A 25,692-nucleotide genomic window follows, 5' to 3' on the forward strand; every position below is an offset into this window, starting at 1 on the left:
CGAGATCGTCGGCGGTGTCGGATGGGGGTGGTCAGGACGCCGCAGCGGTGTCGTCGGCCGGCAGCAGGTGCCCCTGGAAGAACTCTGCCAGTCCTGCGGTGTCGGTCAAGGGGAAGATCCCGGCGACGTACTGGTCGGGGCGCACCACCACCACGGCGCCCTCGCGCGAGATGCCGCGGGTGGTGAAGATGTCCACCGGGTCGAAGAGCTCGGGGTCCCGACGGTCGGTGGCATAGACCCGCTCGTAGTCGGTGAGCTGGAACGGCCCGCTGCGCGAGCGGAAGATCTCCGGGGCGTCGGTGACCTCGAACTCGTGGTGCCCCTGCTGAAAGATCACCTTGATGTCGAACAGCGCATCGAGGTCGGCCCCCGCCGGCGTGTGCACGGCGACGGGGGAGTCGGGGGCCTCCAGCATCCACTGCGCCCAGCGGCGCAGCGGGGAGTCGGCCGCCGACGGGGCGGCGGGGTCGGCGAAGGCGTACAGGCGCCAGCGGCCGTCGGCCCGCGCATGGTGCCCGAGGTGGACGGGGTTGGCGTCGCTGACGCGCACCACGCGTTCGGACTTGAACCGCTTGCCGATCGGGTACCCGGTGGCGAGCTCCTGGCCGGTCCCCTCGCGGGTGATCATCGAGTCGGCGTACTCGGTCATGAAGCCGGCCGGGAACTCGCTGGTGCGCACGTAGTACTCCGCGACCTCGTCCGGGGAGCCGAGCTCCTCGGGCTTCTTCGCCATCAGCGAGGACCACTCGCGGTCGAAGTCGATGAGGTCCTTCGCGACCACCTGGCGCTCGGCGGAGTAGGTGTCCAGCAGCGAGGCGGGGCTGCGCCCGGTGAGCACCTGCCCCAGCTTCCAGGCCAGGTTGAAGCCGTCCTGCATGGACACGTTCATGCCCTGCCCGGCCTTGGCGGAGTGGGTGTGGCAGGCGTCGCCCGCGATGAACACCCGCGGGGTGCGGGTGCCGCGGTCCCTCGGCAGCACGTCGTCGAAGCGGTCCGTGAGGCGGTGGCCCACCTCGTAGATGCTGCTCCAGGCCACGTCCCGCACCTCGATCGTGTACGGGTGGAGGATCTCGTTGGCCTTCGCGACCACGGTCTCCATCGGTGTCCGGCGCACCTGGCCGCCGTCGTCCTCCGCGACCGTGCCGAGATCCACGTACAGCCGGATCAGATAGCCGCCCTCGCGGGGGATCAGCAGGATGCTGCCGCCGTCGTGGGACTGGATCGCGCACTTGGTGCGGATGTCGGGGAAGTCCGTGTCGTACAGGACGTCCATGACTCCCCAGGCGTGCAGCGCCTTGTCGCCGTCCATGGTGCAGCCCAGCGCCTTGCGCACCCGTGAGTGGGCGCCGTCGCAGCCGTAGACGTACTTCGCGCGCACGGTCCGTTCGGCGCCCTCGTCCGGCCCCGCCGTGCGGCGCAGGGTCACCGCGACCGGGTGCTCCGCGCCCTCGGTGACGGTGAGCTCGCCGGTGAACTCCCAGCCGTAGTCGGGTTCGATGCGGGCCGGGCCGCGCTGGGCGGCCTCGAGGTAGTAGTCCAGCACCCGTGCCTGATTGACGATCAGATGCGGGAACTCGCTGACACCGCGGACGTCGTCATCGGTGCGGGAGGTGCGGATGATGTTCTGCGGGTGCTCCGGATCCGGGGCCCAGAAGTTCATCTCGGTGATCCGGTAGGCCTCGGCGGTGATCCGCTCGGCGAAGCCGAAGGCCTGGAAGGTCTCCACGCTGCGGGCCTGGATGCCGTCGGCCTGGCCGAGCTCGAGCCGGCCCGGGCGGCGCTCGATGAGGCGGGTGTGGACGTCCGGGTACTGGGAGAGCTGTGCGGCGGCGATCACGCCGGCCGGTCCGGAGCCGACGATCAGCACGTCCATGGTGTCGGGGAGCTCATCGGGGCGGTCCGTCCCGGTGCCGGCGGCCGCGGCGACCCGCGGCTCGGTCGAGAGGTACCCGTGGTGGTGGAACTGCATCGTTCTGCCCTTCCTGGAGCTGGAGAGTGACGTGGAGGGGGAGTGGGGCCGACACGTCCCGCACGGGTCGTATACGACATCGGATGGTCAAGGCGGTGCCGGCGGGCGGCGCTGACGGTCTCGCCGGCGCCGTCGCCGGGGAGGGTCAGTCCAGCACCGGCACCGCGGTGGAGGAGCCGCGGAGCGGATTGACCCGCTGCTCGGCCTCGTGCTCGGGGCCCAGCGGGATCCCGCTGCGATCCCGCAGCACCAGGGTGGCCACCAGGCCGATGATCACCATACCCAGCAGGTAGAGGGTCACGGACTCGGTCGAGCCGGTCGCGGAGACCAGCGCGGCCGCGATGGTGGGGGCGAAGGCGCCGCCGACGATCGAGCCCAGGGCGTAGGAGATCGAGACCCCGGAGAAGCGCACCGAGGCCGGGAACAGCTCGGTGTACAGCGCCGCCTGCGGGCCGTAGGTGAAGCCCAGCCCGATGCTCAGGAAGGCCAGGGCCACGAAGAGGCCGCCCAGGGAGGCCTGGTTCACCAGCGGGAACAGGGCCAGCACCCCGATGCCGAGCAGCACCCAGCCCAGGATGTACGTGGTGCGGCGGCCCAGCCGGTCGCAGATCGCCCCGGCGGCGAGGGTCGAGAACAGCCAGAACACGGCCGAGGCGGTGACGATCCACAGCACCGGGCCGGCCTCCAGTCCGATCGGCCCCTCGGGGTCGGTGGTGTAGCGCTGGATGAAGCCGCCGGTGGTCATGTAGCCCACCGCATTGTTGCCGGCGAACACCAGGGCGGCGACGAGCACCACCAGGCCGTACTTCTGGAACAGCACGACGATCGGGGTCTTCGTCTCCTGCTTGCGCTCGGCGATCTCGGCGAAGACCGGGCTCTCCTCGACGTTGCGGCGCACGTAGTAGCCCACCGCGATCAGCACCACCGAGAGCAGGAACGGCACCCGCCAGCCCCAGGCCAGGAAGGCCTCTCCCGGGGCGATCTGGGTCATCAGGGCCATCACGCCGGAGGCGGCCAGCAGCCCCAGCGGCACCCCGATCTGCGGTGCGGAGCCCATGATCCCGCGCTTGGTGACGGGGGCGTGCTCGACGGAGAGCAGGGCGGCTCCGCCCCATTCGCCACCGGCGGAGATGCCCTGGATGCAGCGGAGGACCACCAGGATGATGGGGGCCGCGATGCCGATCGAGTCGTAGGTGGGCAGCAGGCCGATCAGCGCGGTGCCCGCGCCCATCAGGATCAGCGTGATCATCAGGATCGCCTTGCGCCCGATCCTGTCGCCGTAGTGGCCGGCGAGGAAGGCGCCCAGCGGGCGGAACAGGAAGCTCACGCCCACGGTGGCGAAGCCGAGGATCACCGAGTTCTCGCCGAGCCCGGAGAAGAAGAGCTCGCCGAAGACGATGCCCACGGCGGAGGCGTAGATGAAGTAGTCGTACCACTCGACCGTGGTGCCGATGACGGTCGCCATGGTGACGCGGCGCCGCTCGGCGGCGGTGGTGGTGCGCTCGGCCGGTGACGCACTGCCGTGGCCGGAGGAGGGGGTGCCGGGGGGACGGGGGTCGGTGCTCTGCATTGCTGGTCTCCAGGAACCTCAGACGACGATGTCTCGTGCGGTGCGGAGCGGCGGGAGCTCCGGTGGGAAGGGGGGGGGCTGACCCCCGGGCCCTTGCCGCGATGGGGAACATCGTATACGCTTTCAAATATTCCGCAAGAGCAACGTCGCCAGCGAGGAGCATGATGACCCACCCTCTCGACCCCGCCGACCGCCGGTTCGCCGCCCTGCCGGTGCACCCCGGGAAGATCATCGCGGTGCACCTGGCCTACGCCTCGCGCGCCGATCAGCGCGGCCGCCGCCCCGCCGCCCCCTCCTACTTCCTCAAGCCCGGCAGCTCCGTGGCCGGCACCGGGGGCACCCTGGAGCGCCCCGCCGGCACCGAGCTGCTCGCCTTCGAGGGCGAGATCGCTCTCGTGATCGGCACCCCCGCCCGCCACGTGAGCCTCGCGCAGGCCTGGGACCACGTGGGCTGGGTGACCGCCGCCAACGACTTCGGGGTCTACGACCTGCGCAGCAACGACAAGGGCTCGAACCTGCGCAACAAGGGCGTGGACGGCTTCACCCCGCTCGGGCCGGAGCTGCTGGATGCCCGCACCCTCGACCCCGCCGCCCTGCGCGTGCGCACCTGGGTCGACGGCGAGCTCGCGCAGGAGGACACCACCGATACCCTGCTCTTCCCGCTGGCCCAGTTCGTCGCGGACCTCTCCCAGCACCTCACCCTCGAGCGCGGCGACGTGATCCTCACCGGCACCCCGGCCGGCTCCTCCGTCGTCGGCCCCGGCACCATGGTGGAGGTGGAGGTCGACGCCCCCACCGCTCCCGGCGCCCCCACCTCGGGCCGCCTGCGCACCACCATCGCGCAGAGCCACGTGCCCTTCGATCCCGCGCTCGGCTCGCTGCCCGCGGTCGACGACACCCAGCGGGAGGAGGCCTGGGGCTCCCGCGAGGCCGCCGGTCTGCCCCCGGTCGTGGGGGAGGCCGATGCCGCCGCCGCCGGCGGCCGCGAGCGCTTCGTGCTCAGCCCCGCCCAGCGGGAGAAGCTGGAGGCGGCCCCGGTCGCCGGGCTCAGCGCCGCCCTGCGCAAGCGCGGCCTGCACCACTGCCTCCTGGACGGGCTCCGCCCGATGCATCCCGAGCGCAAGCTCATCGGCACCGCGACGACCCTCCGCTTCGTCCCCGCCCGCGAGGACCTGTTCACCGCCCACGGCGGCGGGTTCAACACCCAGAAGCAGGTCTTCGACAGCGTCGGCGAGGGCGAGGTCATCGTCATCGAGGCCCGCGGCGACGCCGGCGCCGGCACCCTCGGCGACATCCTCGCGCTGCGCGCCCTGCACCGCGGCGCCGCCGGGGTCGTCACCGATGGCGCCATCCGCGACTACGAGGCGGTCGCCGAGATCGGCCTGACCGCCTTCTCCGCCGGGGCCCACCCCTCCGTGCTGGGCCGCAGGCACGTCCCCTGGGACCGTGACGTGGCCGTCGCCTGCGGCGGCGCGACCGTGCTGCCGGGAGACGTGATCGTCGGCGACTCCGACGGACTGGTCGTCATCCCCCCGGCCGTGCTCGACGAGATCGTCGAGGCGACCCTCGAGAACGAGGAGCGCGATGAGTGGATCGCCGCGCGCATCGCCGAGGGCGAGGCGATCGAGGGGCTGTTCCCGATGAACGAGGCCTGGAAGGCGCGGTACGCGGCATGGCGACGCGAGCGCTGAGCGAGCGGGCCACCGCCCCGACGGTGAGCAAGTCTCAGCAGGCCTACGACTGGCTGCGGGAGCGGATCCTGCGCCAGGAGTTCACCCCGGGCTACCGCCTGGTGCTCTCCGCGATCGGGAAGGAGCTCGGCATGAGCGTGGTCCCGGTCCGCGAGGCGGTGCGCCGGCTCGAGGCCGAGGGCCTGGTGGTGTTCGAGCGCAACATCGGCGCCCGCGTCGGCATGATCGACCGCACCGGCTACGAGGAGGCGATGGACGCCCTGGCCGTGCTCGAATCCGCCGCGATCAGCCGCGCCGCCGCCCACCTCGACGCCGCGACCCTGCGCCGGGCCCGCGAGCTCAACGAGGTGATGCGGGGCAGCCTGGAGCACTTCGACGCGCACATGTTCACGGCGCTGAACCAGCAGTTCCACGCCCTGCTCTACCGGGCCTGCCCCAACCAGCACCTGGTGGACCTCACCGAGGCCGAATGGTCCCGGCTGGGCCACCTGCGGGACTCCACCTTCACCTTCATCCCGGGCCGTGCCCCGGAGTCCGTCCGCGAGCACGAGCACATCCTCGGCCTCATCGAAGCCGGGGCCGCACCGGACGGCGTCGAGCACGCCTGCCGCATGCACCGGGGCCGCACCCTGTCCGCCTACCTCGACCTGGGGGAGCCCGGCGCCCCGACCTCGCCGTCGACGCCGTGACCCCGTCGGCCCCCGCACCCGACCCCGACACCACCCACCGAGCAAGGAGCATCATGGCCATCCCCGCCGCCACCAAGCCCGCGAACCTGCCCTCGAAGATCCAGCACTTCATCGGCGGCGCGCACGTCGACTCCCTCGACGGCGACACCTTCGACGTGCTCGACCCGGTCTCCAACCAGCCCTACCTGCAGGCGGCCTCCGGCAAGGTCGCCGACATCGACGCCGCCGTCACCGCCGCGAAGGACGCCTTCGAGACCGGCCCCTGGCCGCAGATGCTGCCCCGCGAGCGCTCGCGGATCCTGAACCGGATCGCCGACGTCGTCGAGTCCCGCGGCGAGGAGCTCGCCGCGATGGAGTGCTTCGACACCGGACTGCCGATCACCCAGGCCCTCGGCCAGGCGCGCCGCGCCGCCGAGAACTTCCGCTTCTTCGCGGACCTGATCGTGGCCCAGCACGACGACGCCTTCAAGGTGCCCGGCCGGCAGGCCAACTACGTCAACCGCAAGCCGATCGGCGTCGCGGGCCTGATCACGCCGTGGAACACCCCGTTCATGCTGGAGTCCTGGAAGCTCGCGCCCGCGCTCGCCACCGGCAACACCCTGGTGCTCAAGCCCGCCGAGTTCACGCCGCTGTCGGCCTCGCTGTGGCCCGGCATCTTCGAGGAGGCCGGGGTCCCGGCGGGCGTGGTCAACATCGTCCACGGCTTCGGCGAGGAGGGATACGCCGGCGACTCGCTGGTCAAGCATCCCGACGTCCCGCTGATCTCCTTCACCGGCGAGTCCGGCACCGGCAAGCTCATCTTCGCCAACGCCGCGCCCTGGCTGAAGGGCCTCTCGATGGAGCTCGGCGGCAAGTCCCCGGCCATCGTCTTCGCCGATGCGGACCTCGACGCCGCCATCGACGCGACCGTCTTCGGGGTCTTCTCCCTGAACGGGGAGCGCTGCACCGCCGGCTCGCGGATCCTGGTGGAGCGCAGCATCTACGACGAGTTCGTCGAGCGCTACTCCGCCCAGGCCGACCGCGTGAAGGTGGGCCTGCCCGAGGACCCGGCCACCGAGGTGGGCGCGATCGTGCACCCCGAGCACTACGAGAAGGTCATGAGCTACGTGGAGCTCGGGAAGCAGGAGGCCCGCCTGACCGCCGGCGGTGGCCGCCCCGAGGAGTTCCCCGAGGGCAACTTCGTGCGGCCCACCGTCTTCGCCGACGTCGCCCCGGACGCCCGGATCTTCCAGGAGGAGATCTTCGGCCCGGTGGTGGCGATCACCCCCTTCGACACCGACGAGGAGGCGCTCGAGCTGGCGAACAATACCAAGTACGGGCTCGCCGCCTACATCTGGACCAACGACCTCAAGCGGTCGCACAACTTCGCGCAGAACGTCGAGGCCGGCATGGTCTGGCTGAACTCCAACAACGTGCGCGACCTGCGCACCCCCTTCGGCGGGGTGAAGGCCTCCGGTCTGGGTCACGAGGGCGGCTACCGCTCGATCGACTTCTACACCGACCAGCAGGCCGTGCACATCAACCTCGGCGAGGTCCACAACCCCGTCTTCGGCAAGGCCGACTGACCTCGCACCGACCCACCCGCTTCTGAGAGGCAAGGACGCCACCATGACCACCCCGTCGACCCCCACCGCCACCGACCGGATCCCCACCCCGAAGTCCCCGCCGCCGGACATCCTGCGCTGCGCCTACATGGAGCTCGTGGTCACCGACCTGGCCGTCTCCCGTGACTTCTACGTGGACGTGCTGGGCCTGGTGGTCACCGAGGAGGACGACTCCACCGTCCACCTGCGCAGCTTCGAGGAGTTCATCCACCACAACCTGGTGCTGCGCCAGGGGGACGTGGCCGCCGTCGCCGCCTTCTCCTACCGGGTCCGCTCTCCCGAGGAGCTGGACGTCGCCGTCGCCTTCTACGAGGAGCTGGGCTGCCGCGTCGAACGCCGCCCGGAGGGCTTCACCAAGGGCATCGGCGACTCGGTGCGGGTCCAGGACCCGCTGGGCTTCCCCTACGAGTTCTTCTTCGACGTCGAGCACGTGGAGCGCCTGGCCTGGCGCTATGACCTGCAGGGCCCCGGGGCGCTGGTGCGCCTGGACCACTTCAACCAGGTCACCCCCGACGTGCCGAAGGCGGTCGCGTACATGGAGGACCTCGGCTTCCGGGTCACCGAGGACATCCAGGACCAGGCCGGCACCACCTACGCCGCCTGGATGCGGCGCAAGCCCACCGTGCACGACACCGCCATGACCGGCGGCGACGGCCCGCGGATGCACCACGTCGCCTTCGCCACCCACGAGAAGCACAACATCCTCGCCATCTGCGACAAGCTCGGTGCGCTGCGCCGGAGCGATGCCATCGAGCGCGGCCCCGGCCGTCACGGCGTCTCCAACGCCTTCTACCTCTACCTGCGTGACCCCGACGGCCACCGGGTGGAGATCTACACCCAGGACTACTACACCGGCGACCCCGACAACCCCGTGGTGACCTGGGACGTCCACGACAACCAGCGTCGCGACTGGTGGGGCACCCCGGTGGTCCCCTCCTGGTACACCGACGCCTCACTGGTCCTGGACCTCGACGGCAACCCCCAGCCCGTCCTGGAGCGCACCGACGCCTCGGAGATGGCCCAGACCATCGGCGCCGACGGCTTCTCCTTCACCCGCGAGGGTGATGCGGCGGAGGAGCTGCCCGAATGGAAGCAGGGCGAGTACAAGCTGGGCCACCAGCTCTGAGAGGCTGAGGATATGACGCTCCCGGAGACCACCCTGGACGCCCTGGCGGACGAGCTCGCCGAGGCCGGACGCACCCGCACCCTGATCCCGCGGATCACGGCGCGCCACCCCGAGGCCACGATCGAGGACTCCTACGCGATCCAGGGCCGCTGGCGGGACCGCGAGCTCGCCCGCGGGCGACGTCTCGTGGGCCGCAAGATCGGCCTGACCTCGAAGGCGATGCAGGCCGCGACCGGCATCACCGAACCGGACTACGGGGTCATGTTCGACGACACCGTGGTGGACACGGGGTCGGTGCTCGAGTTCGACCGCTTCACCAACGTGCGCATCGAGGTCGAGCTCGCCTTCGTGCTCTCAGCGCCGCTGGAGGGACCGGGATGCACGCTCTTCGACGTGCTGCGGGCGACGGAGTACGTCACCCCCGCCCTCGAGGTGCTCGACGCGCACGTCGAACTCGAGGGTCGCACCATCGTGGACACCATCGCCGACAACGCCGCCTACGGGGCGATGGTGCTGGGCGGGAACCCGGTGCGACCGCACGACAGGGACCTGCGCTGGGCCTCCGCGCTGCTGCACCGCAACGAGACCATCGAGGAGACCGGGGTCGCCGCCGGGGTGCTCGGCCACCCGGGCCGCGGCGTCGCCTGGCTGGCGAACAAGCTCGCCCAGCACGGCGAGCGGCTCGAGGCCGGGGAGATCATCCTCTCCGGCTCCTTCACCCGCCCGGTATGGATCGAGCGCGGGGACACCGTCCTGGCCGACTACGGAGAACTGGGGAGCATCTCATGCCGCTTCACCTGAGGAAGACCTTCCGCGAGGACCTCGCACAGCAGCGCGGGACGAGGGAGCAGCGCGGGGCTGCGCAGTCCCGCCCGCTGGCCGGGATGTGGCTGTGCAGCGGCAGCCCGGTGGCCGCCGAGATCGCCGCCGGCTCCGGCCTGGACTGGCTGCTGCTGGACATGGAGCACTCCCCGGTCACCCTGAGCTCGCTGCTCGCCCAGCTGCAGGCGATCGCCGCCTACCCGATCACCCCGATGGTGCGGATCCCCGTCGGGGACACGGTCATCATCAAGCAGGTGCTCGACCTCGGTGCCCAGAACCTGCTGGTGCCGATGGTCTCCACCGCCGAGCAGGCCCGGGCGATGGTCGAGGCCGTGCACTACCCGCCGCGGGGGCGCCGCGGGGTGGGCTCGGCGCTGTCGCGCTCGGCCCGCTGGAACCGGGTGGAGGGCTATCTGGGCGATGCCGCCCAGCATGTGGCGCTGTTCGTGCAGATCGAGTCCGCCGAGGCGGTGGAGAACATCGAGGAGATCCTCGCGGTCGACGGGATCGACGGGATCTTCGTGGGCCCCTCCGACCTCTCCGCCTCGATGGGACTGCTCGGCCAGCAGTCCCATCCCGACGTGGTCGCCGCCGTGCGCCGCTGCATCGCGGCGGCCGGAGCCGCGGGGGTCCCCGCGGGCGTCAACGCCTTCGACCCCGCCGTCGCCCGCGGCTACGTCGAGGACGGCGTCGACTTCCTGCTGGTCGGAGCCGATGTCTCGCTGCTCGCGCGCGGCTCGGAGGCACTCGCGGCCCAGTGGGGGCCGACGGAGCACGACGAATCCGGACGGGCGTCATACTGAGGCGATGCTGAGGTGCGGGAGCTCCCTTTCCCTTCCGGACTCTCCGGACCCTCCCGGACCTTCCCGGGCCCGCCCGGCGCTGCGAGGGCAGCGGGACGCAGAAGAGGTGCTGTGCGATGAGTGATGAGGTCCGATTCCCGAGCTCGCTGGGCCCCGACCTCGCGGGCGTGCTGGACGTGCCCGAGGAGAGTGCCCGCGGCTGGGGAGTGCTGGTGCACGGATTCACCCTGGGCAAGGACTCCCCGGCAGCGTTCCGGATCGCCCGCGGGCTGGCGGCCCAGGGCATCGGGATGCTCCGCTTCGACTGCCTCGGGCTCGGCGAGTCCGAGGGGGAATGGGGCGACGGCTCCTTCACGGTGAAGGTGGATGACACGGTGCGCGCCGCGGAGTTCCTCGCCGAGCGCGGCACCCCTCCGACCCTCCTCATCGGCCATTCCTGGGGCGGAGCCGCGGCCATCGTCGCCGCTCAGCGGATCCCGAGCGTCAAGGCCGTGGTGACGATCGGCGCTCCTGCGGAGCCGGCCGAGGTCGAGCGCCACTACGACTCCGTGGTGGACCGGGTGATGGCGGAGGGGACCGCGCCCTGGCTGGTCGGCGGGCGGGAGATGACCCTGAAACGGGACTTCGTCCAGGACGTGCGCGGTGCCGAGCTGATCGCCCGGGTGCACACGCTGGATCGGCCGCTGCTGGTCATGCACTCCCCGACCGACGCCACGGTCAGCATCGACAACGCGAGCGAGATCTTCCGCGCCGCCGTGCATCCCCGCAGCTTCATCGCCCTCGAGGGCTCCGATCACCTCCTCACCGCGGACGGCCAGGCCGAGCGTGCCGCCCGGATCATCAGCGCCTGGGCGGAGCAGTACCTGTAGCTGCCCTGCGGGCCGCCGCGTCGCGCCCTCTTGTCTCCCCACCACGCGGGTCGCCGCGTCGCGCCCTCTCGTCTCCCCGCCGCGCGGGTCGCCGCGCCTCGCGACCTCGTCTCTCCAGCGTGCGGTTCGCCGCGCCGCTCCCTCTCGTCTCCCCGCCGCGACCTGTGCATTATGGATAACCATCCTGTGGGGAGGAAAGATCTTTTTCGAGGCTCCACTGAGGGCGTCTCCGAATGGCGTCAGGTAGTTGTCCACAATCAATGCGATTCCCGTTATCCACAATCGGCGCGATCCCTGTCGAGTGTCGGGGTGTCTCGATAGAATCGGGGTGTCGGATGGGCATCGGAGCCCGTCGCTCGTGGTTCGCTCGGACAGCGGGCCGACGCGAGGTAGTCGAGGGGGTGATGGGGCATGAGCGCGATCGAGGGACCGCCGTCGCCGTTCGACGCGGACGGCCGCGATGAGGCTGCTGAAGCGGCGTTCCTGGCGTCCCTGCCGCCGCGGCTGCGGAACGTCGATGCGCGTCAGGAGCTCACCCGCGAGGACCTTCCCCTGCGCGGCCGCAGCATGGATGATCCCCAGCTCAGCGCCGCGACCCAGCGCGTCTGGGATGCGGAGAAGCAGGAGGCCCGCTGCCTGGCGGAGAAGCATCGGGCCCTGGCCGAGCTCTACGAGCACGACGGGGAGTACGAGGAGGTCACCGAGGTCGATTCCGTGGACGCCACGCGTGCCGCCCTCGCTCTGCGAGTGACCACCGGTGCTGCTGGCTGGTATCTCCGCGATGCTTATCAGGCGGTGCACCTGTTCCCGCGCTGCCTCGCAGCTTTGGAGTCCGGGGTTCTGCCGTCGACCTGGTTCCAGAAGATGCTGAAATCCTCACGCTCTTTGACGGATGATTCTCGCAGGAATCTGGATGTCGCTGTCGCGTCCTGGTCCCCGGATATCAGTCCGGAACGTTTCTTCACCCTGCTGAAGAAGCTCATCGCCCTGCTCGAGCAGCGCGAGGAGCGGCCTGATCCTCTCGACGGTCTCACTCGCAGTGTCGAGCTCCTGCCCAGCAACGAGCCGGGGATGGGGACCGTGCAGATCAGCGGTCCGATCCCCGACATCCTCGCGCAGTGGAAGCAGTTGGACGAGTCCGCTCGCGCGGTCCAGACCGCCCAGCGCACCGCCCTGCGGGAGGGCACCCCCATTCCGCATGACCCGGACGGTCTCGTCCTGGCCTCGGGAAGGCCACGCCCCTGACCCAGCTGCGCTTCGCGCTGATGAGCTCGGCGACGCTGGACGTCGACGGAGTCCAGATCCCCACCGAGCGGTTCCGGCTGAACATCACCGTTCCTGCGCTCACGCTGCTGGGTGCTTCGGATGAGCCGGGCAGTCTGGAGGGCACCATCCCGTTGCCGCCGTCGATGGCCCGTTCCCTCGCCGGCAGCACCGGTGCCTGGTACCGCGTGCTGACCGATCCCACCAGTGGTGCTTTCCTGCCGCTGGCGGCGACGAGGTACCTGCCCTCGACGGCGATGCTCGAGCATCTTCGGATGCGCAACAGCCTGTGTGCGGTGCCGGGATGCACCCGGCCCACCTCCTGGGCCTCCGAATGCGATCACATCGAAGAATGCCGGCGCGGCACGCCTGACGCGGGAGCCCTCACCGAGATCGAGAACCTCCACCTGCTGTGCTGGCAGCACCACCTCGACAAGACGGCCGGCCTGCTGGACCCCACCCGGCTGCCCACCGCCGTCACCGAGCCCGGACGCACCCGCTGGGTCGTCGGTCGCGACGGCGATGTCGTGACCGTGATCGATGATCTCGACACCGCGAGCCTCCAGATCGCCCAGGACCTCGCACGCGCCTGGACCTGCTTCCTGCGCGGCACCCATGCCGGGGAGCCGGTCACCGTTTCGGTGCCGACAGAACCCGGATCGGCTGGCCCCGAACTCCCGGGATCCAGCAGTCCAGGTCAGGTGCTCCCTCCCGAGCAACCGACGGAGATCGCGGAGGATCCGCGTCCCGAGTACTTCGCCTGGGAACCACCCTTGCTGCGAGGCGGACACCACCCGCCACCGCAGGAGCCCGAGAAGCCCCCGGAACCCTGGGGAGACCTGGGCCCACCACCCTTCTGACCGAACGGCCCACGCTCCGTGCCGGGCCCGGCGCACCGTCGTGTGCTCCGGGGCATCGGCCTGCCTGCGACCGCTCCTGCGACCGGCAGGGCCGCAAGGGCCTCAGCTCACCGCGAGGCCGGCGAGGACCTCGGCCACCACGGCCTGCGGATCCGGGGCACCCATGACCGCGCGGACCACGGCCACACCCGCCACCCCGGTGCGCGCGAGAGCGGCGGCATCGGCAGGGGTGACGTCACCGATCGCCACGATCGGCAGGGACGAGGCGGCGACCAGCGGGAGGTACCCCTCGACCCCGAGCGGCGGCCGGCCGGAGTCCTTCGTGGGGGTGCGCCGGAAGGGGCCGGCACCGAGGTAGTCGACCTGGTCACGCACTCCCTCCGCGGCGCGGACCAGCTCGAGCGTCCCCGTGGTCAGCCCGATGATCGCCTCCGGCCCCAGCAGCTCCCGCGCATCGGTCACCGGCAGGTCGTCCTGGCCCAGATGCACGCCGTGCACCGCCGCTCCGCGCAGACGTGCGACGGCCGCGACGTCCGCCCGGTCATCGACCAGCACCCGGGTGCTGGGGCGAGCAGCCCGCACCGCCTCGGCCACGGCGAGGACCAGCTCCAGCAGCTCCGCCGCAGTGGCCTCCTTGGCCCGCACCTGCACCACCCCGGCCCCGGCGGAGGCCGCCGCGGCCGCGACCTCGACGGTCCTGCGCCCGGTCCCCGAGGTGACGAGATAGCAGCGCAGATCGAGGTCGGGGCGAGGGCCGCCCCGAGCGCCGGCGGACTGCGTGGGCGGGGTGGGCTGTGTGGGCTGAATGGTCATCGTCCTACCTCATCGAGTGCGTCCAACAGGTGCATGCGGAAGCTGCCCGGGCCGGCGGCCCGCTCGGCGGCGAGCTCCCCGGCCAGGTCGAGCCAGACGGTGGCGGCCACCGCGGCCTCGAACGGATCGGGATGCACGGCGGTGCAGGCCGCCGTCAGCGCCCCCAGCAGGCACCCGGTCCCTGTGACCCGGGTCAGCAGCGCGGTGCCGCGCGCCACCCGCAGGCTGCGCGCGGCGTCCAGCACGAGGTCCGTCTCCCCGGAGACCGAGACTGCTCCGCCGGTCCGCGCCGCCACCTCCCGGGCGGCGTCCTCGACAGCATCGCCGGCGCGGTCGCTCGCGGCGGAGGCGTCCGGTCCGCGGCCGCCCCGCCCCACCCCGGTCACGGCCAGCACCTCGGAGGTGTTGCCGCGCACCACGGCGGGTCGGGAGTCCAGCAGCTGCCGGGCCAGCGGGGTGCGGACCGGGGCGATCCCGATCGCGGTGGGGTCGAGCACCCAGGGGCGCCCCTCCCGCACCGCCACCGCGACCGTGGCCGGGATCCCGTCCATGGCGTCGGTGCTGAGCGTGCCGAGGTTGATCGACAGGGCGTCGGCGAGCGTGGTCACCACCGGGGCCTCGGCCGCGGTCTCGGTCATCATCGGCCGGGCGCCGGCGGCCAGCAGGCCATCGGCCACCAGCGACATCGAGACGGTCGCGGTGAGGCAGTGCACCAGCGGCGCCCGCTCGCGCACCGCGGCCAGGACCGGAGCGACCGGGCCCAGATCCGGGTCCGTGCGCGGGGGCGGGGATATGGGGCCGGGCTGGGCGGTCATCGCAGGCTCCCGGCGGCCACCGTGTCGAGGTCCGCGCCCAGCTCACGCGGTCGCAGATGCGGTCCCCGCGCGGCGCCGACCACCAGCAGCAGACCGCCGAGGACGATCAGGACCAGGACGGTGCCGTGACGGCCCAGCACCGGCTCCAGGGCGGGCACATAGAAGGGGTAGAGCGCCGGCAGCACCAGGGACAGGCTGTATCCGGCGCCGTACCCGGTGGAGCGGATCGAGGTGGGGAAGCGCTCGGAGAGGTAGGCGGCGATCGGCCCGTAGGCGGCGACGGTGGCGACCTGCAGCAGCGCGGCGCAGGCGGCGGCCATCGCCAGAGTGGGGGAGGTGACCGCGAGCCACCACAGCAGCGGTCCCGCCACCGTCGCGGCCGCACCCCAGACCATCAGCAGCCGGCGCCGCCCCACCAGGGTGGACAGGTGCACGGCCGCCGCCATCGCGACCGCCTGCGCCACCGAGGCCAGCCCCATGACGATCGGCACCGCGATCGGCTCCAGCGGCGCATCGGTGCCCAGACGCTCGGTGAGCAGCAGCACGGTGGTGTAGGTCAGCAGCCACAGCCCCGTCATCATCGCGAACACCTGCCAGAACGCGCGCGACCAGGAACCGGCCAGCAGGGTGCGCAGGGTCGGGGCCGACGCGGCGCCCGCGCCGTCGCGGAGCGTCCGCTCCTGCTGCTGCGTGAACAGCGGGGCGTCGCTCACCCGCCGGCGGTAGTAGAGGAGCATGCCCACCGAGAGCAGGGCTCCGGCCGCGAACAGCACCCGCCACCCCCAGGCCGCGTACTGCTGCGGCCCCAGCAGCGTCAGCAGCACCGCGACGGCGAAGGCCACCGCCGCCTGCGCCCAGGGGGCCATCGACAGGATCAGCCCGCTCATCAGCCCGCGCCGACGCGGCGCCGACCATTCCATCGCCAGCGGGATCGCGGCCGAGTACTCACCGGCCACGAAGATGCCGCAGAGGAACCGCAGCAGCAGGATCAGCGCCACCGTCCCGACGCCCAGCAGCTGATGGGTGGGGACCAGCGCGATGGCGAGCGCGCACGCGGCCGTGCCGCCGATGGCGATCCGCGTGGTGCGGGTGCGGCCCAGGCGATCCGCGATCCTGCCGAACACGACCCCGCCGACCGGACGACCCATGAGCATCGCGATGATGATCAGCGCCCCGGTGGAGGCGGTCGCACCGGGCCCGGCCAGCACCAGCATCGCGGGGGCGAGCGCCGTCACGGGCAGGAACACATGGATGTTGTCGATGAAGTTGCCGACCACCCCGGCCCGCAGGGCGGATCGTCCCGTCGGGGGCAGCTGACGGGGTCCGGCGAGCGTCGAGGCGGCGGCGGTCATCGGACCGCCCCGCTGAGAGCGGCCTCCGCAGGGGCATCGTGCGGCGCGAGCCGACGGGCCTGCTCGAAGAACTCCAGCTCGTGGCGGCATGCCAGGAGGAACGCCCGCGCCGCCGCAGCCCGCCGGACGGGGCTGGCCGCGGCGAGCTCCCGCTCGACCTCGCCCAGCGCCCCCTGCACGCCCTCGACGAACCCGGGATCGCGATAGGTCTCCAGCCAGGCGGCGTAGGGATGGCCCGGCGCGATCTCGGCCAGCTCACCACCCACCTGCGCGTAGAGCCAGAAGCACGGCAGCACCGCGGCGGCCACCACCGGGGTGGGGGAGCCGAGCGCATGGCGGAGCAGGAAGTCGGTGTACGCGCTGGTCACCGGGCTGAGGGCGGTGTCGTCCTCGGCGGGCTCCGCGGACAGCCACGAACGATGCAGCTCCGCCTCGACCGTCAAGCAGCTCCGTGAGGACTCCGCCCAGAACGTGCGACCGGAGGCGGTGGTGGACGCCTCCGCGAGGGCGGCCAGGGCGCGGGAGTAGCGAGCGAGGTAGAGCGCATCCTGGGCGAGGTAGACGTCGAACGCCGGGCCGGGCAGGCTGCCGTCCACCAGTGCACGGACGAACCCGGAGTCCGCCACCTGCGCAGCCAGGGAGGACCCGGCGGCCCAGAGCGCGGCGGTCCACGGGCCGGCAGGGGCGACGACCGGGAGCACCGGGGCGATACCGGTCTCCGTGCCGGCATCCCCTGAGCAGGCGTCGATCAGGTCCTCGGGTGCCTCGAGCCGGGCGGGGACCTCGCCCACCCGCAGCCAGGGCGCAGCGGAACCGGCCGCCGCCAGCCGTCGACCCTGGTGGGCGTGGTCCACGGGACCGTGCCCCGTCCCGACCTGCAGGGCAGCCCCGTGCACGATCGCCTCGTGCAGCCACTGGGTCGCCCAGGCCAGGGCCGCGGCGGGGCGGTGGCCCGCACCCAGGCGGGTGGCGAGCGCGGAGGCGAGGGAGCAGCCGGTGCCGTGCGTGGAGGTGGTCTCCACCCGGGCCGAGCTCGCCCGGTGCTGCGAGCCGTCCGGCTCCACCCAGGTGTTGGTCACCTCGCGGTCCTCGAGATGGCCCGTCTTGACGAGGACGGCGACTCCGGTCTCCGCCGCCCAGCGGCCGGCCTGCGCGAGCGCCTCGTCCTCGGTCCGGGCGCGCGGCGCACCGGTGAGCACCGCGAGCTCGTCGATGTTCGGGGTGACCACGCTCGCACGGCGGCAGAACCGGAGCATCGCCCGCTCGGCCGCGGGCTCCAGGAGGCGATGGCCGCTGGTGGCGACCATCACCGGATCCACCACGAGCACCCGCGGCGGATGCGCGTCGATCCAGGCCGCCACCGCCTCGATGACCTCGACGGTGCCGAGCATGCCGGTCTTGACGGCCTCGAGCGTGACGTCGTCGCTGACCGCGGTCAGCTGGGCGGCGAGGAACTCGGCGGGCGGCACATGGATGTCGCACACGCCGTGGGTGTTCTGCGCGACCACCGCGGTGACCACGGCCATGCCGTAGCCGCCCGCGGCGGTGATCGACTTGAGATCCGCGGCGGTGCCGGCGCCGCCGGTGGGGTCCGTCCCCGCGATCGAGACCACGCGCGGCACCGTCGGCCGTGCGGGGAGGAGGGCGGACGGGGACTGGGTGCAAGGATCCGGACTCATGCGGACATCCCTTCGCTAGTACGAACTAGATCAGGTTCCACGGGTGTCATCTCAGCGCGTCATGCGCACCCCGTGTCCGCCGACCACCCTAGAGCACGAGCTCGCGGCGGGCACCCGCCGTCCGCCGCGGCGAGACGTCACCGGCTGTCGGCCCCCGCTCGTAGGCTCAGGGCATGAAGATCCTGCACACCTCGGACTGGCACCTGGGCCGCACCCTGCACAAGGTCGATCTGCACGCCCACCAGGCCGCCTTCCTCGACTGGCTGGTCGACCTGGTCCGGGGCGAGCGGGTGGACGTGGTCGTCATCCCCGGGGACGTCTATGACCGCGCCGTGCCCGCCGTGTCCAGCGTGACTCTGCTGGACAGCGCCCTGGCGCGCCTGGCCGACACCGGCGCCACCGTGGTGCTGACCTCCGGGAACCATGACTCCCCGGAGCGGCTCGGCTTCGGTCGCTCGCTGATGCGCCCCGGCATCCACCTGCTCACCGACGTGCCCGGCATCGAGCATCCCGTCTCCGTGGCCGACGAGCACGGCGAGGTGCTCTTCTTCGGCCTGCCCTACCTCGAACCCGACCGGGCCCGCACCGAGCTGGTGGGGGAGGGGGAGGCGCCGCTGGCCCGCAGCCACGAGGCCGTCACCCGTGCCGCGCTGGACCGCGTGCACGAGCGCGCCGCCGCGCATCCGGGAGCGCGCACCGTCGTCCTTGCCCACACCTTCGTCACCGGCGGCGATGCCAGCGACTCCGAGCGGGACCTCTCCGTCGGCGGCGTCGACTCGGTGCCCGCCGGTGTGCTGGGAGGCCTCGACTACCTGGCGCTGGGCCATCTGCACGGCTGCCAGGACCTCACCCGCCTCGTCGGCGCCCCCGCCTGGTATTCCGGCTCGCCGCTGGCGTTCTCCTTCTCCGAGAAGAACCATCGCAAGTCCGTGCTGCTGGTGGAGCTCGGCGCCCCCGGGACCGCAGCGGAGATCAGGCGGATCCGGACCCCCGTCCCGCGTCCGCTCACCGAGCTGCGCGGCAGCCTCGAGGAGATCCTCGCCCGGGCCGACGAGCACGGCGGCGACTGGGTCAAGGCCGTCGTCACCGACCCGGCCCGCCCCGCCCACCTGCAGGAGCAGCTGCGCGAGGCCTACCCCCACCTGCTGCTGACCGAGTACGCGCCCGAGGGCCGGGAGGCGAGAGCGGGCACCCCGGTGGTGCGGCGGGAGCAGAACCCGCTGGACGTGATGGACGACTTCCTCGCCCACGTCACCGGCGCGGCCCCCACCTCCGCCGAGCACGAGGTCCTGGACCGCGCCTATACCGCGGTGCGCCGCCAGCAGGAGGCCTCATGAAGCTCCACCACCTGCGCCTGACCGGGATCGGCCCCTTCGCGGGCACCGTGCAGATCGACCTCGCCGCCCTCGGCGCGAGCGGCATGTTCCTGCTCGAGGGGCCCACCGGCTCCGGCAAGTCCACGATCCTCGACGCCATCGTCTTCGCCCTGTACGGGCAGGTCGCCGGCAGCGTCAGCAGCGGCGACCGGATCCGTTCGCAGTTCGCCCCGCCCACCGAGGCGAGCGTGGTGGACCTGGTGTTCGAGACCGCCTCCGGGATCTTCCGGGTGCGCCGCCAGCCCGAGTTCCACCGCCCCAAGCTGCGCGGCACCGGCACCACCAAGGAACAGGCCAGGGCCGTGCTCTGGCGGATCGGCTCCCCGCAGCTGATCGAGGACGTCATCGCCGACACCGCGGGCGGGGGCAGCGGCACCGAGGCGATCGCGAGCCGCCTCGACGAGGTGGGCCGCGAGATCCAGCGCGCCGTGGGGCTCACCCGTGAGCAGTTCACCCAGACCGTCCTGCTGCCCCAGAACGAGTTCGCCCGCTTCCTGCGCGCCGGCACCGGGGAGCGCCAGGCGGTGCTGCAGCGCGTCTTCGGCACCGAGACCTACGCTCGCGTGGAGAAGCAGCTCGAGGAGATGCGCAAGCAGGCCAAGCGCGAGGTCGACGCCGCCCAGCAGACCCTCGGCACTGCGCTGGCCCGCTTCACCGAGGCCGCAGCCCTGCAGGAGGAGCCGGTCGGCGTGCTCGAGGAGCATGCCGCGGCGCTGCGCCTGGAGCCGCTGGCAGCGCTCGCCGCGGAGCACCTCGCGGCGGTGACCGCCCGGGCCGACGAGGCTCGGGACGCGGCGGAGCAGGCCGGGACCGCCGAGCAGGCCGCCCGCACCGCGGCCGAGACCGCCACCACCGCCCGGAAGCGCATCGATCGCCGCCGGGAGCTCGACGCGCTCGCCCACCGGCTCTCGACGGAGAAGCCCGCGCTCGAGACGGCTCGCACCGCCCTGCAACGGGATGAGTCCGCCCGCCCCGTCCTCGAGGTGCTGCGCCGTCGTGATGCCGCCTCCGCGCAGGCCGCCTCCGCGGTCGAGGCGCTCGCGCAGCTCGCGAGTGGCACGCGGCCGCAGCAGAGTGCGGTCGTGGACCTGCTGGACGGGGAGGATGCTGCGGCGCGCCTGGTGGCCGCAGCCGAGGACGCCACCGCCGCAGCCGGCGCGCTCCAGGACTTCGTCGACCTCGAGGCCGCGCTGCCCGCGCGCGAGCAGAAGCTCGCTGAGCGGCGGGAGCAGCTCACCGCGGCGACGACAGCCCTGGCCGCGCTCACCGAGCAGCTCGAGGCACGACCGGCCCGACGCACCACGCAGGTCACCGCCCGCGATGCCGCCCGCAAGGACGCCGCCGCCCTGGCGGACGCCCGCCTCGCCCTGCACACCGCCGAGGAGCGACACCAGGCCACCACTGCTGCCGCGGCCCAGCAGCAGCAGGTCGAGACCGCCCGGAAGGAGGCTGCAGCCACCCTGCGCACCGCCCAGGAGCGGGCGACGACGGAGAATGAGCTGCGCCGCCGCCGCTTCGCCGGGATCGCCGCCGAGCTCGCCGTCGACCTCGAGGTCGGCGATGCCTGCCCCGTCTGCGGCGCGCTCGAGCACCCCCATCCGGCGGGCGCCGCCGAGGATGCCGTCGGCCCTGAGCAGGTCGAGGCCGCGGAGGAGCAGCGCCGGGCCGCCGAGGCCGCGCACTCCCGCGCCGAGCAGAAGCGCGCCCTGGCGGGCCAGGAGCTCGCCCGGCTCCGCACCGCCGCCGGAGACCTCACCCCCGAGACCGCGACCACCGCTGTCCAGGCCGCGAAGGCTGAGGTCCAGACCGCCCGCGCGGCCGAGCAGAAGGCCGCGGAGCTCGAGAGGGCGCTCACCGCCTTCGACGAGGAGACCGAGCGCCTGACCCGGGGCAAGGAGACCGATGCCCTCGGCGTCGAACGCGAGCGCACCGAGATCGCCGCGGCGTCCGATGCCCTCCAGGCCGACCGCAGCAAGGTCGCCGAGGCCCGCGGCGAGGACGACTCCATCGCCGCCCGCCGCCGCGGCCACCTCGACCGCGCCCGGGCCGCGACGGCCCTGCGGGAGGCGCTGCGTGCCCGGGTCGAGGCCGAGCAGCGTGCCGCCGAGCTCGCCGAGGAGGCGGAGACGTCCCGTGCCGCCAGCGGGCTCGCCACCGCCGAAGCGGTCCATGCCGCAGTGCTCGCCGTCGAGGAGCGGCAGCGACTGCAGAAGCTCGTGCAGGCCCGCGCCGTCGACGAGTCCCGGCTCTCCGACGGCCTGGCCGAGGAGGGCATCGCGGAGGCCGAGGCGAGCGAGGAGGCTCGGGAGCAGGCGCAGGCCTTGGTGGTCGCGACCGGGGAGAAGCTCACCGCCGCCCATGCCGCGTCGCAGGAGGCCGCCGGCATCGCCGCCCGGCTCCGGGGCATCGCCGAGCGCGCCGCCGCCGCTCGGACCGCGCTGGGGACGGCGTCGGACCAGGTGCGCACCGTCAGCGAGGACGCGGGCATCACCGTGCGCGTCGCCGACCTCGCCACCGGCCGCTCGAGCGACGGGGAGCGGGTGCAGCTGTCCACCTACGTGCTGATGTGGCGGCTCGATGCGGTCATCGAGGCCGCGAACGTGCGCCTGGCCCTGTTCTCCGGCTCCGACCTCGAGCTGCTGCGCGACACGGGTGCCCGGGGCGCGAGGAAGACCGGCCTGGACCTGCTGGTCCTGGACCGTCGCACCGACCAGGTGCGCGTGCCCGAGACCCTCTCCGGCGGCGAGACCTTCTTCGTCTCCCTCGCCCTCGCCCTGGGCCTGGCGGACATCGTCATGGGTGAGGCCGGGGGAGTGCAGATGGAGACCCTCTTCATCGACGAGGGCTTCGGCAGCCTCGACCCCGAGACCCTCGAGACCGTGGTCCGCGAGATCGGGCGGCTCGCCGAGAGCGGCCGCGTGATCGGGATCGTCAGCCATGTGGGTGACATGAAGGCCCAGATCGCCGAGCAGATCCACGTGCGCCGCGGCGCCGACGCCCGCTCCACCCTCACCGTCACCGCCTGAACGGCGGGGGCGCCGGACTGATCGTCCTGCGCCCCCGCCGTGGCTCGCAGAGCCTGGCTGACATCGCTCTACCCGTCGTTGCCCGGCGGGTTGGCCGTCTGGATGAGCGAGAACTCCACGCTCTTTCCGTGCTGGGTGCTGAGAGTCACTGCGGTGTCGCCGGAGGAGAGGCGCTTCAGCGTCAGCCCCAGCTCCCGCGCCTCGCGGGGGTGGCGGACCCGCCAGCGGCCCTCGAGCACCACCGTGGTCTCGGTCTTCAGGCTCTCCTGGTACCTCCACGGCATCTCGTAGGGGTTCTGGTTGCCCAGGTAGGTGCCGTCCTCGTCGTACGCCGTCTCGTCCCGCCCCTCGTACAGGTGCAGGTCGGGGTCGGTCACGGAGAACTCGGTGGACCGGCCGTCGCCCGAGGGATGGGTCAGCACCATGGCCTGGCGGTCGATGGAACGCACCACCGAGCCGTCGGCCAGAGCGGTCTCCGGCTCGAACACCACGTGGGCGGTGACCTGCGAGGCGGCGTCGGTCACCACATGTGCGATGCGATCCCGCTGCAGGATCGAGACCGGGGCGTCGTCGCCGCTCATCGCCTGCGCGAGCGCTCCGGTCGCCTCAGCACCACCCTGGACCAGCATGGTGTAGGCATACCCCGCATCGTCCGGGGAGGTGCCGTGGTCCAGGTACCCCAGGGCCATCAGCAGCGTGCCCTCCTTCGTGCTGGTCTGGTCCGGGGTGGTCTGCTCGGCCAGGGTGTGCGTGATGTCCGGCCCCTCGAGCAGGACGTATCCGTTGCCCGTCGGATCGGTGACCCAGTTCTTCCCGGACCGCACCTCCTGGGGGTTGCTCATGAGCTCCGGCGAGGCCTGGTACAGCGTGGTCCGGGTCGGGTTGTCACCATCGTCGTTGTTGATCCCCGAGCCGAGCGCGATCACCCGGTCACCCACCATCAGCGCCGAGATCCGGGCGGTGTGCGAGTAGTCGTAGTACGGGTGCTCGCGCAGCTCCATCCCGACCACGACCGCCGTGTCCTGCAGCGCACCGGAGCCACCGAATCGTGAGTCGGTCAATGCCAGGCTCGTCGTCCTGCCCGACAACGGCTGCTTCAGCTGTTCGAACGGGATGGTCTTGGTGGTGGCGCCGGGGATGAAACGCCAGTCGTACCCCGGCTGGGTCACCCCGTTCTCGAGCATCGTGACGTCGTCCTCGTCATCGGTGTCCGCGAAGACGGTGATCTGGCCGTAGGTCTGGTAGCGGCCGAAGGAGTTGTTGTTCCAGTAGATCTCCGTCGCCCAGATGTACCGGTTGTGGGTACGCATGGTGACCGACCAGCTGCCCTCGCGCCGCAGGCCCGTGGAGGCATAGGGCAGCGCCCAGTACCCGTTCGGAGGCGAGGCCTCCTCGATCCCCGCATCCAGGAACAGCTGACGGGCCTCGGCCTGGAAGGCCGACCAGTCCGCGGGGTCCGGTGGCAGCAGGTACAGGAACAGCGCCGCCTGCTCCTCGTCGTACCCGGGAGCACCGTCGAGCCGGGTGAGCCCGGTCCGTGCGAAGGGATCGATCAGCCCGGCGATGCCGTGGGTGCCCGTCTGCTGGCGCCCGGTCTGGCTCAACGGATAGTCCCGCACGTTCGCCAGGATCAGCTGGTGGTGCAAGCCCTGCGTGAGCACCTCCTGGCTGGAGGGATCGAGCCCGAAGGCGGTGCCCGCGACATCCGTGGCGACCGGCGTGGTGCCGGCCAGGCCGTCCCGGCCGTACAGCGGATAGGGGCCGACGTGGTGGTACAGCGAACCGTCGGGCTTGAACCCGCCGTTGGTGCCGTGGGCGTAGCTGAAGACATGGTCGTTCCAGCTCTTGAACGCCCGCAGCCGGCCCACCCGCTCCTCCCAGGAGCCGGGGGCGAAGCAGGTCGAGAGCAGGCCCTCCGTGTACGTGTTCATGACATCGGCCATGCCGGACCGGTCCCGCTTCCGCGTGAAGTCGTTCAGCAGTCGGCCGGTGCCGGCGATCCACTCCAGCGTCGAGCCGACCTGTCCCCAGAGCTCGCGCTCGCGCAGCAGCGGCTCCATCATCAGCAGCGACTTCACCCACGAACGGAACTCGTAGCCGACGTGGTGCAGCGATCCCTGCCCGGACCCGGTGGCCCAGCCCTGATCATCGAGGTGCGCCAGGATGCGCAGGATCAGGCCGCCGGCGCGCTCGGCGGCACCGTCATCCCCCGCACGCCGTGCGGTGTCGTAGGCCTGGACCAGCGGCTGACCGGTCTCGTCCCAGACTTTTCGCAGCTTGACCGCGTTCGCGAACTCGTGGACCGCGCCCCGGTACGCGCCGGGGATGATCTCCAGCTGCTTGTCCAGGATGAAGGCCCCGGGTCGCGCCGGCTGCAGAGCGGCGCCCTTGGCATCGGGGTCGGCGAGCTCGGGGATGTCGTACCCGTCCAGCCTCCCCTCGTAGGCGTCCAGGGCGGCCGTGTCGTAGTCACGGTCCTCGCGCTGTCGCTCCAGCAGCCGGTCGTACACCAGCTTGGCGTCCTCGATCTCGGCCTCGCTGACGTCGCTGCTGTCGAAGCCCGGATCCGTGCGCTGCTGCCAGAACTCCAGCACCCCCATCCAGTGGAAGTTGCTGCTGGACTCGAGCTCGGGGTAGGTCTCCGGGACCTGCATATCCGAGTGGCCCAGATCGCCGCGCATGGTCATGTTCGTGACCACCTGGTCGATCCAGAGCGTTCCGGCGGACGCCGGTGCCAGGAGCGAGATCCGGTCCAGGCCCGCCTGCGCCTCGCCCTGCACGTCCTTGTCGTACCGGAGCCAGAAGGTGCGCCAGCCGGTGAAGTCCAGCTGGAAGTCGAGGTGAGCATCGACCTCTGCGCCGCGGCCGAACTCGAACCGCAGGTGATCATCGGTCGGAGTCTCGTTGTACACCCACGCCGAGAAGTGGTCCATGTTGCCGCCGCTGCGCGGGATGTATCCGATGTCGCCCTCGATGCGCAGCCGAGCCCCGGGACCGTGGTCCCACTGCAGCGAGTGGGAGCCGACCTTGCCGTGGGCGCCTGAGATCTCCAGACTGCTGCCCGCATCGGTGCTGAAGGAGTCCGGCACGAAGGTCTCGAGCAGGTAGATGGGCTTGTCGAGGGAAGCGAGCTCCTCCTCGAGACCGTCCTGGGGTGCGGCCATGGCTGTGGGCATCGCGCCGGGCACGGTGAAGGGCAGGGTGCCGGCTGCGGCGACGAGGGTTCCGCCGGCGAGGAAACCACGGCGGCCGATGGATGGTGTCGTCATTGACTGATTCTCCTTATTTGGTGAACCTCGCCACAAGAACAGGCGCCGACGGAAGTAATCAAGGCTTACTTTCCGGGGGTCGGTCGAGAGCGGAAT

Annotated in this window: 18 protein-coding genes and 1 riboswitch; of the genes, 11 read left to right on the plus strand and 7 right to left on the minus strand. The window is 72.0% G+C overall.

The window, feature by feature from the left end:
• Positions 1-31: 31 nt before the first annotated feature.
• Both CFK38_RS04880 and CFK38_RS04885 read right to left on the minus strand, forming a co-directional pair.
• On the minus strand, positions 32-1,969 hold the full coding sequence (locus CFK38_RS04880) for an FAD-binding monooxygenase (protein WP_096802075.1): 1,938 nt from the start codon (positions 1,967-1,969) through the stop codon (positions 32-34).
• 145 nt (positions 1,970-2,114) lie between these two features.
• Positions 2,115-3,539: an MFS transporter gene (locus CFK38_RS04885; protein ID WP_096802076.1), complete on the minus strand. Its 1,425-nt coding sequence runs from the start codon at positions 3,537-3,539 to the stop codon at positions 2,115-2,117.
• A 161-nt stretch (positions 3,540-3,700) separates the two neighbouring features.
• On the opposite strand from CFK38_RS04885, the gene CFK38_RS04890 reads away from it, so the two are divergent.
• The 9 genes from CFK38_RS04890 (at position 3,701) to CFK38_RS04930 (ending at position 13,266) form a co-directional block, all read left to right on the plus strand.
• The gene (locus tag CFK38_RS04890; protein ID WP_420835789.1) at positions 3,701-5,230 is read left to right on the plus strand and encodes a fumarylacetoacetate hydrolase family protein; all 1,530 of its coding nucleotides are present in this window, start codon (positions 3,701-3,703) and stop codon (positions 5,228-5,230) included.
• A complete protein-coding gene (locus CFK38_RS04895; protein ID WP_096802078.1) occupies positions 5,212-5,919 on the plus strand; it encodes a GntR family transcriptional regulator in 708 nt (235 codons plus the stop codon). Before CFK38_RS04890 ends, CFK38_RS04895 begins: the two co-directional genes overlap by 19 nt.
• A gap of 53 nt (positions 5,920-5,972) precedes the next feature.
• On the plus strand, positions 5,973-7,484 hold the full coding sequence (locus tag CFK38_RS04900; RefSeq protein WP_096802079.1) for an aldehyde dehydrogenase: 1,512 nt from the start codon (positions 5,973-5,975) through the stop codon (positions 7,482-7,484).
• A gap of 43 nt (positions 7,485-7,527) precedes the next feature.
• On the plus strand, positions 7,528-8,649 hold the full coding sequence (gene hpaD, locus CFK38_RS04905) for a 3,4-dihydroxyphenylacetate 2,3-dioxygenase (protein ID WP_096802080.1): 1,122 nt from the start codon (positions 7,528-7,530) through the stop codon (positions 8,647-8,649).
• 12 nt (positions 8,650-8,661) lie between these two features.
• Complete coding sequence (hpaH, locus tag CFK38_RS04910; RefSeq protein ID WP_096802081.1) at positions 8,662-9,450, plus strand: 2-oxo-hept-4-ene-1,7-dioate hydratase; 789 nt, start codon at positions 8,662-8,664, stop codon at positions 9,448-9,450.
• Positions 9,435-10,274, plus strand: a complete 840-nt coding sequence (locus CFK38_RS04915; protein WP_096802082.1) for an HpcH/HpaI aldolase family protein — start codon at positions 9,435-9,437, stop codon at positions 10,272-10,274. The genes hpaH and CFK38_RS04915 overlap by 16 nt, the downstream gene beginning before the upstream one ends.
• Before the next feature lie 116 nt (positions 10,275-10,390).
• Positions 10,391-11,143, plus strand: a complete 753-nt coding sequence (locus CFK38_RS04920; RefSeq protein ID WP_096802083.1) for an alpha/beta hydrolase family protein — start codon at positions 10,391-10,393, stop codon at positions 11,141-11,143.
• Positions 11,144-11,554: 411 nt separating this feature from the next.
• Positions 11,555-12,388, plus strand: coding sequence for a DUF222 domain-containing protein (locus CFK38_RS04925; RefSeq protein WP_096802084.1), 834 nt, complete (start codon positions 11,555-11,557; stop codon positions 12,386-12,388).
• Positions 12,389-12,408: 20 nt separating this feature from the next.
• Positions 12,409-13,266, plus strand: a complete 858-nt coding sequence (locus CFK38_RS04930) for an HNH endonuclease signature motif containing protein (RefSeq protein WP_096802085.1) — start codon at positions 12,409-12,411, stop codon at positions 13,264-13,266.
• Positions 13,267-13,368: 102 nt separating this feature from the next.
• On the opposite strand, the gene CFK38_RS04935 is transcribed toward CFK38_RS04930, so the two are convergent.
• The 4 genes from CFK38_RS04935 to CFK38_RS04950 form a co-directional block, all read right to left on the minus strand.
• A complete protein-coding gene (locus CFK38_RS04935; protein WP_096802086.1) occupies positions 13,369-14,079 on the minus strand; it encodes a thiamine phosphate synthase in 711 nt (236 codons plus the stop codon).
• Complete coding sequence (gene thiM, locus CFK38_RS04940) at positions 14,076-14,894, minus strand: hydroxyethylthiazole kinase (protein ID WP_096802087.1); 819 nt, start codon at positions 14,892-14,894, stop codon at positions 14,076-14,078. Before thiM ends, CFK38_RS04935 begins: the two co-directional genes overlap by 4 nt.
• Positions 14,891-16,246: an MFS transporter gene (locus CFK38_RS04945; protein ID WP_096802088.1), complete on the minus strand. Its 1,356-nt coding sequence runs from the start codon at positions 16,244-16,246 to the stop codon at positions 14,891-14,893. Before CFK38_RS04945 ends, thiM begins: the two co-directional genes overlap by 4 nt.
• Positions 16,243-17,925, minus strand: a complete 1,683-nt coding sequence (locus CFK38_RS04950) for a bifunctional hydroxymethylpyrimidine kinase/phosphomethylpyrimidine kinase (protein WP_096802089.1) — start codon at positions 17,923-17,925, stop codon at positions 16,243-16,245. Before CFK38_RS04950 ends, CFK38_RS04945 begins: the two co-directional genes overlap by 4 nt.
• Positions 17,916-18,008: riboswitch (TPP riboswitch) on the minus strand. Its footprint overlaps the gene before it by 10 nt.
• Before the next feature lie 90 nt (positions 18,009-18,098).
• Here CFK38_RS04950 and CFK38_RS04955 point away from each other — a divergent pair.
• Together CFK38_RS04955 and CFK38_RS04960 are read left to right on the plus strand one after the other, a co-directional pair.
• Positions 18,099-19,262, plus strand: coding sequence for an exonuclease SbcCD subunit D (locus tag CFK38_RS04955; protein WP_096802090.1), 1,164 nt, complete (start codon positions 18,099-18,101; stop codon positions 19,260-19,262).
• Positions 19,259-22,327 (plus strand): AAA family ATPase, encoded by a 3,069-nt coding sequence (locus CFK38_RS04960; protein WP_096802091.1) that lies wholly within the window; start codon positions 19,259-19,261, stop codon positions 22,325-22,327. Before CFK38_RS04955 ends, CFK38_RS04960 begins: the two co-directional genes overlap by 4 nt.
• A gap of 68 nt (positions 22,328-22,395) precedes the next feature.
• Here CFK38_RS04960 and CFK38_RS04965 read toward each other — a convergent pair whose 3' ends face one another.
• A complete protein-coding gene (locus CFK38_RS04965) occupies positions 22,396-25,596 on the minus strand; it encodes a chondroitinase family polysaccharide lyase (RefSeq protein WP_096802092.1) in 3,201 nt (1,066 codons plus the stop codon).
• Positions 25,597-25,692: the final 96 nt, after the last annotated feature.

The organism is Brachybacterium vulturis (assembly GCF_002407185.1).
Taxonomy (GTDB): domain Bacteria; phylum Actinomycetota; class Actinomycetes; order Actinomycetales; family Dermabacteraceae; genus Brachybacterium; species Brachybacterium vulturis.

What these genes read in the sequence shown, in the direction of transcription:
- CFK38_RS04880 (WP_096802075.1), bottom strand. Translation starts at nt 1,969, where the DNA reads ATGCAGTTCCACCACCACGGGTACCTCTCGACCGAGCCGCGGGTCGCC.
- CFK38_RS04885 (WP_096802076.1), bottom strand. Translation starts at nt 3,539, where the DNA reads ATGCAGAGCACCGACCCCCGTCCCCCCGGCACCCCCTCCTCCGGCCAC.
- CFK38_RS04890 (WP_420835789.1), top strand. Translation starts at nt 3,701, where the DNA reads ATGATGACCCACCCTCTCGACCCCGCCGACCGCCGGTTCGCCGCCCTG.
- CFK38_RS04895 (WP_096802078.1), top strand. Translation starts at nt 5,212, where the DNA reads ATGGCGACGCGAGCGCTGAGCGAGCGGGCCACCGCCCCGACGGTGAGC.
- CFK38_RS04900 (WP_096802079.1), top strand. Translation starts at nt 5,973, where the DNA reads ATGGCCATCCCCGCCGCCACCAAGCCCGCGAACCTGCCCTCGAAGATC.
- hpaD (WP_096802080.1), top strand. Translation starts at nt 7,528, where the DNA reads ATGACCACCCCGTCGACCCCCACCGCCACCGACCGGATCCCCACCCCG.
- hpaH (WP_096802081.1), top strand. Translation starts at nt 8,662, where the DNA reads ATGACGCTCCCGGAGACCACCCTGGACGCCCTGGCGGACGAGCTCGCC.
- CFK38_RS04915 (WP_096802082.1), top strand. Translation starts at nt 9,435, where the DNA reads ATGCCGCTTCACCTGAGGAAGACCTTCCGCGAGGACCTCGCACAGCAG.
- CFK38_RS04920 (WP_096802083.1), top strand. Translation starts at nt 10,391, where the DNA reads ATGAGTGATGAGGTCCGATTCCCGAGCTCGCTGGGCCCCGACCTCGCG.
- CFK38_RS04925 (WP_096802084.1), top strand. Translation starts at nt 11,555, where the DNA reads ATGAGCGCGATCGAGGGACCGCCGTCGCCGTTCGACGCGGACGGCCGC.
- CFK38_RS04930 (WP_096802085.1), top strand. Translation starts at nt 12,409, where the DNA reads ATGAGCTCGGCGACGCTGGACGTCGACGGAGTCCAGATCCCCACCGAG.
- CFK38_RS04935 (WP_096802086.1), bottom strand. Translation starts at nt 14,079, where the DNA reads ATGACCATTCAGCCCACACAGCCCACCCCGCCCACGCAGTCCGCCGGC.
- thiM (WP_096802087.1), bottom strand. Translation starts at nt 14,894, where the DNA reads ATGACCGCCCAGCCCGGCCCCATATCCCCGCCCCCGCGCACGGACCCG.
- CFK38_RS04945 (WP_096802088.1), bottom strand. Translation starts at nt 16,246, where the DNA reads ATGACCGCCGCCGCCTCGACGCTCGCCGGACCCCGTCAGCTGCCCCCG.
- CFK38_RS04950 (WP_096802089.1), bottom strand. Translation starts at nt 17,925, where the DNA reads ATGAGTCCGGATCCTTGCACCCAGTCCCCGTCCGCCCTCCTCCCCGCA.
- CFK38_RS04955 (WP_096802090.1), top strand. Translation starts at nt 18,099, where the DNA reads ATGAAGATCCTGCACACCTCGGACTGGCACCTGGGCCGCACCCTGCAC.
- CFK38_RS04960 (WP_096802091.1), top strand. Translation starts at nt 19,259, where the DNA reads ATGAAGCTCCACCACCTGCGCCTGACCGGGATCGGCCCCTTCGCGGGC.
- CFK38_RS04965 (WP_096802092.1), bottom strand. Translation starts at nt 25,596, where the DNA reads ATGACGACACCATCCATCGGCCGCCGTGGTTTCCTCGCCGGCGGAACC.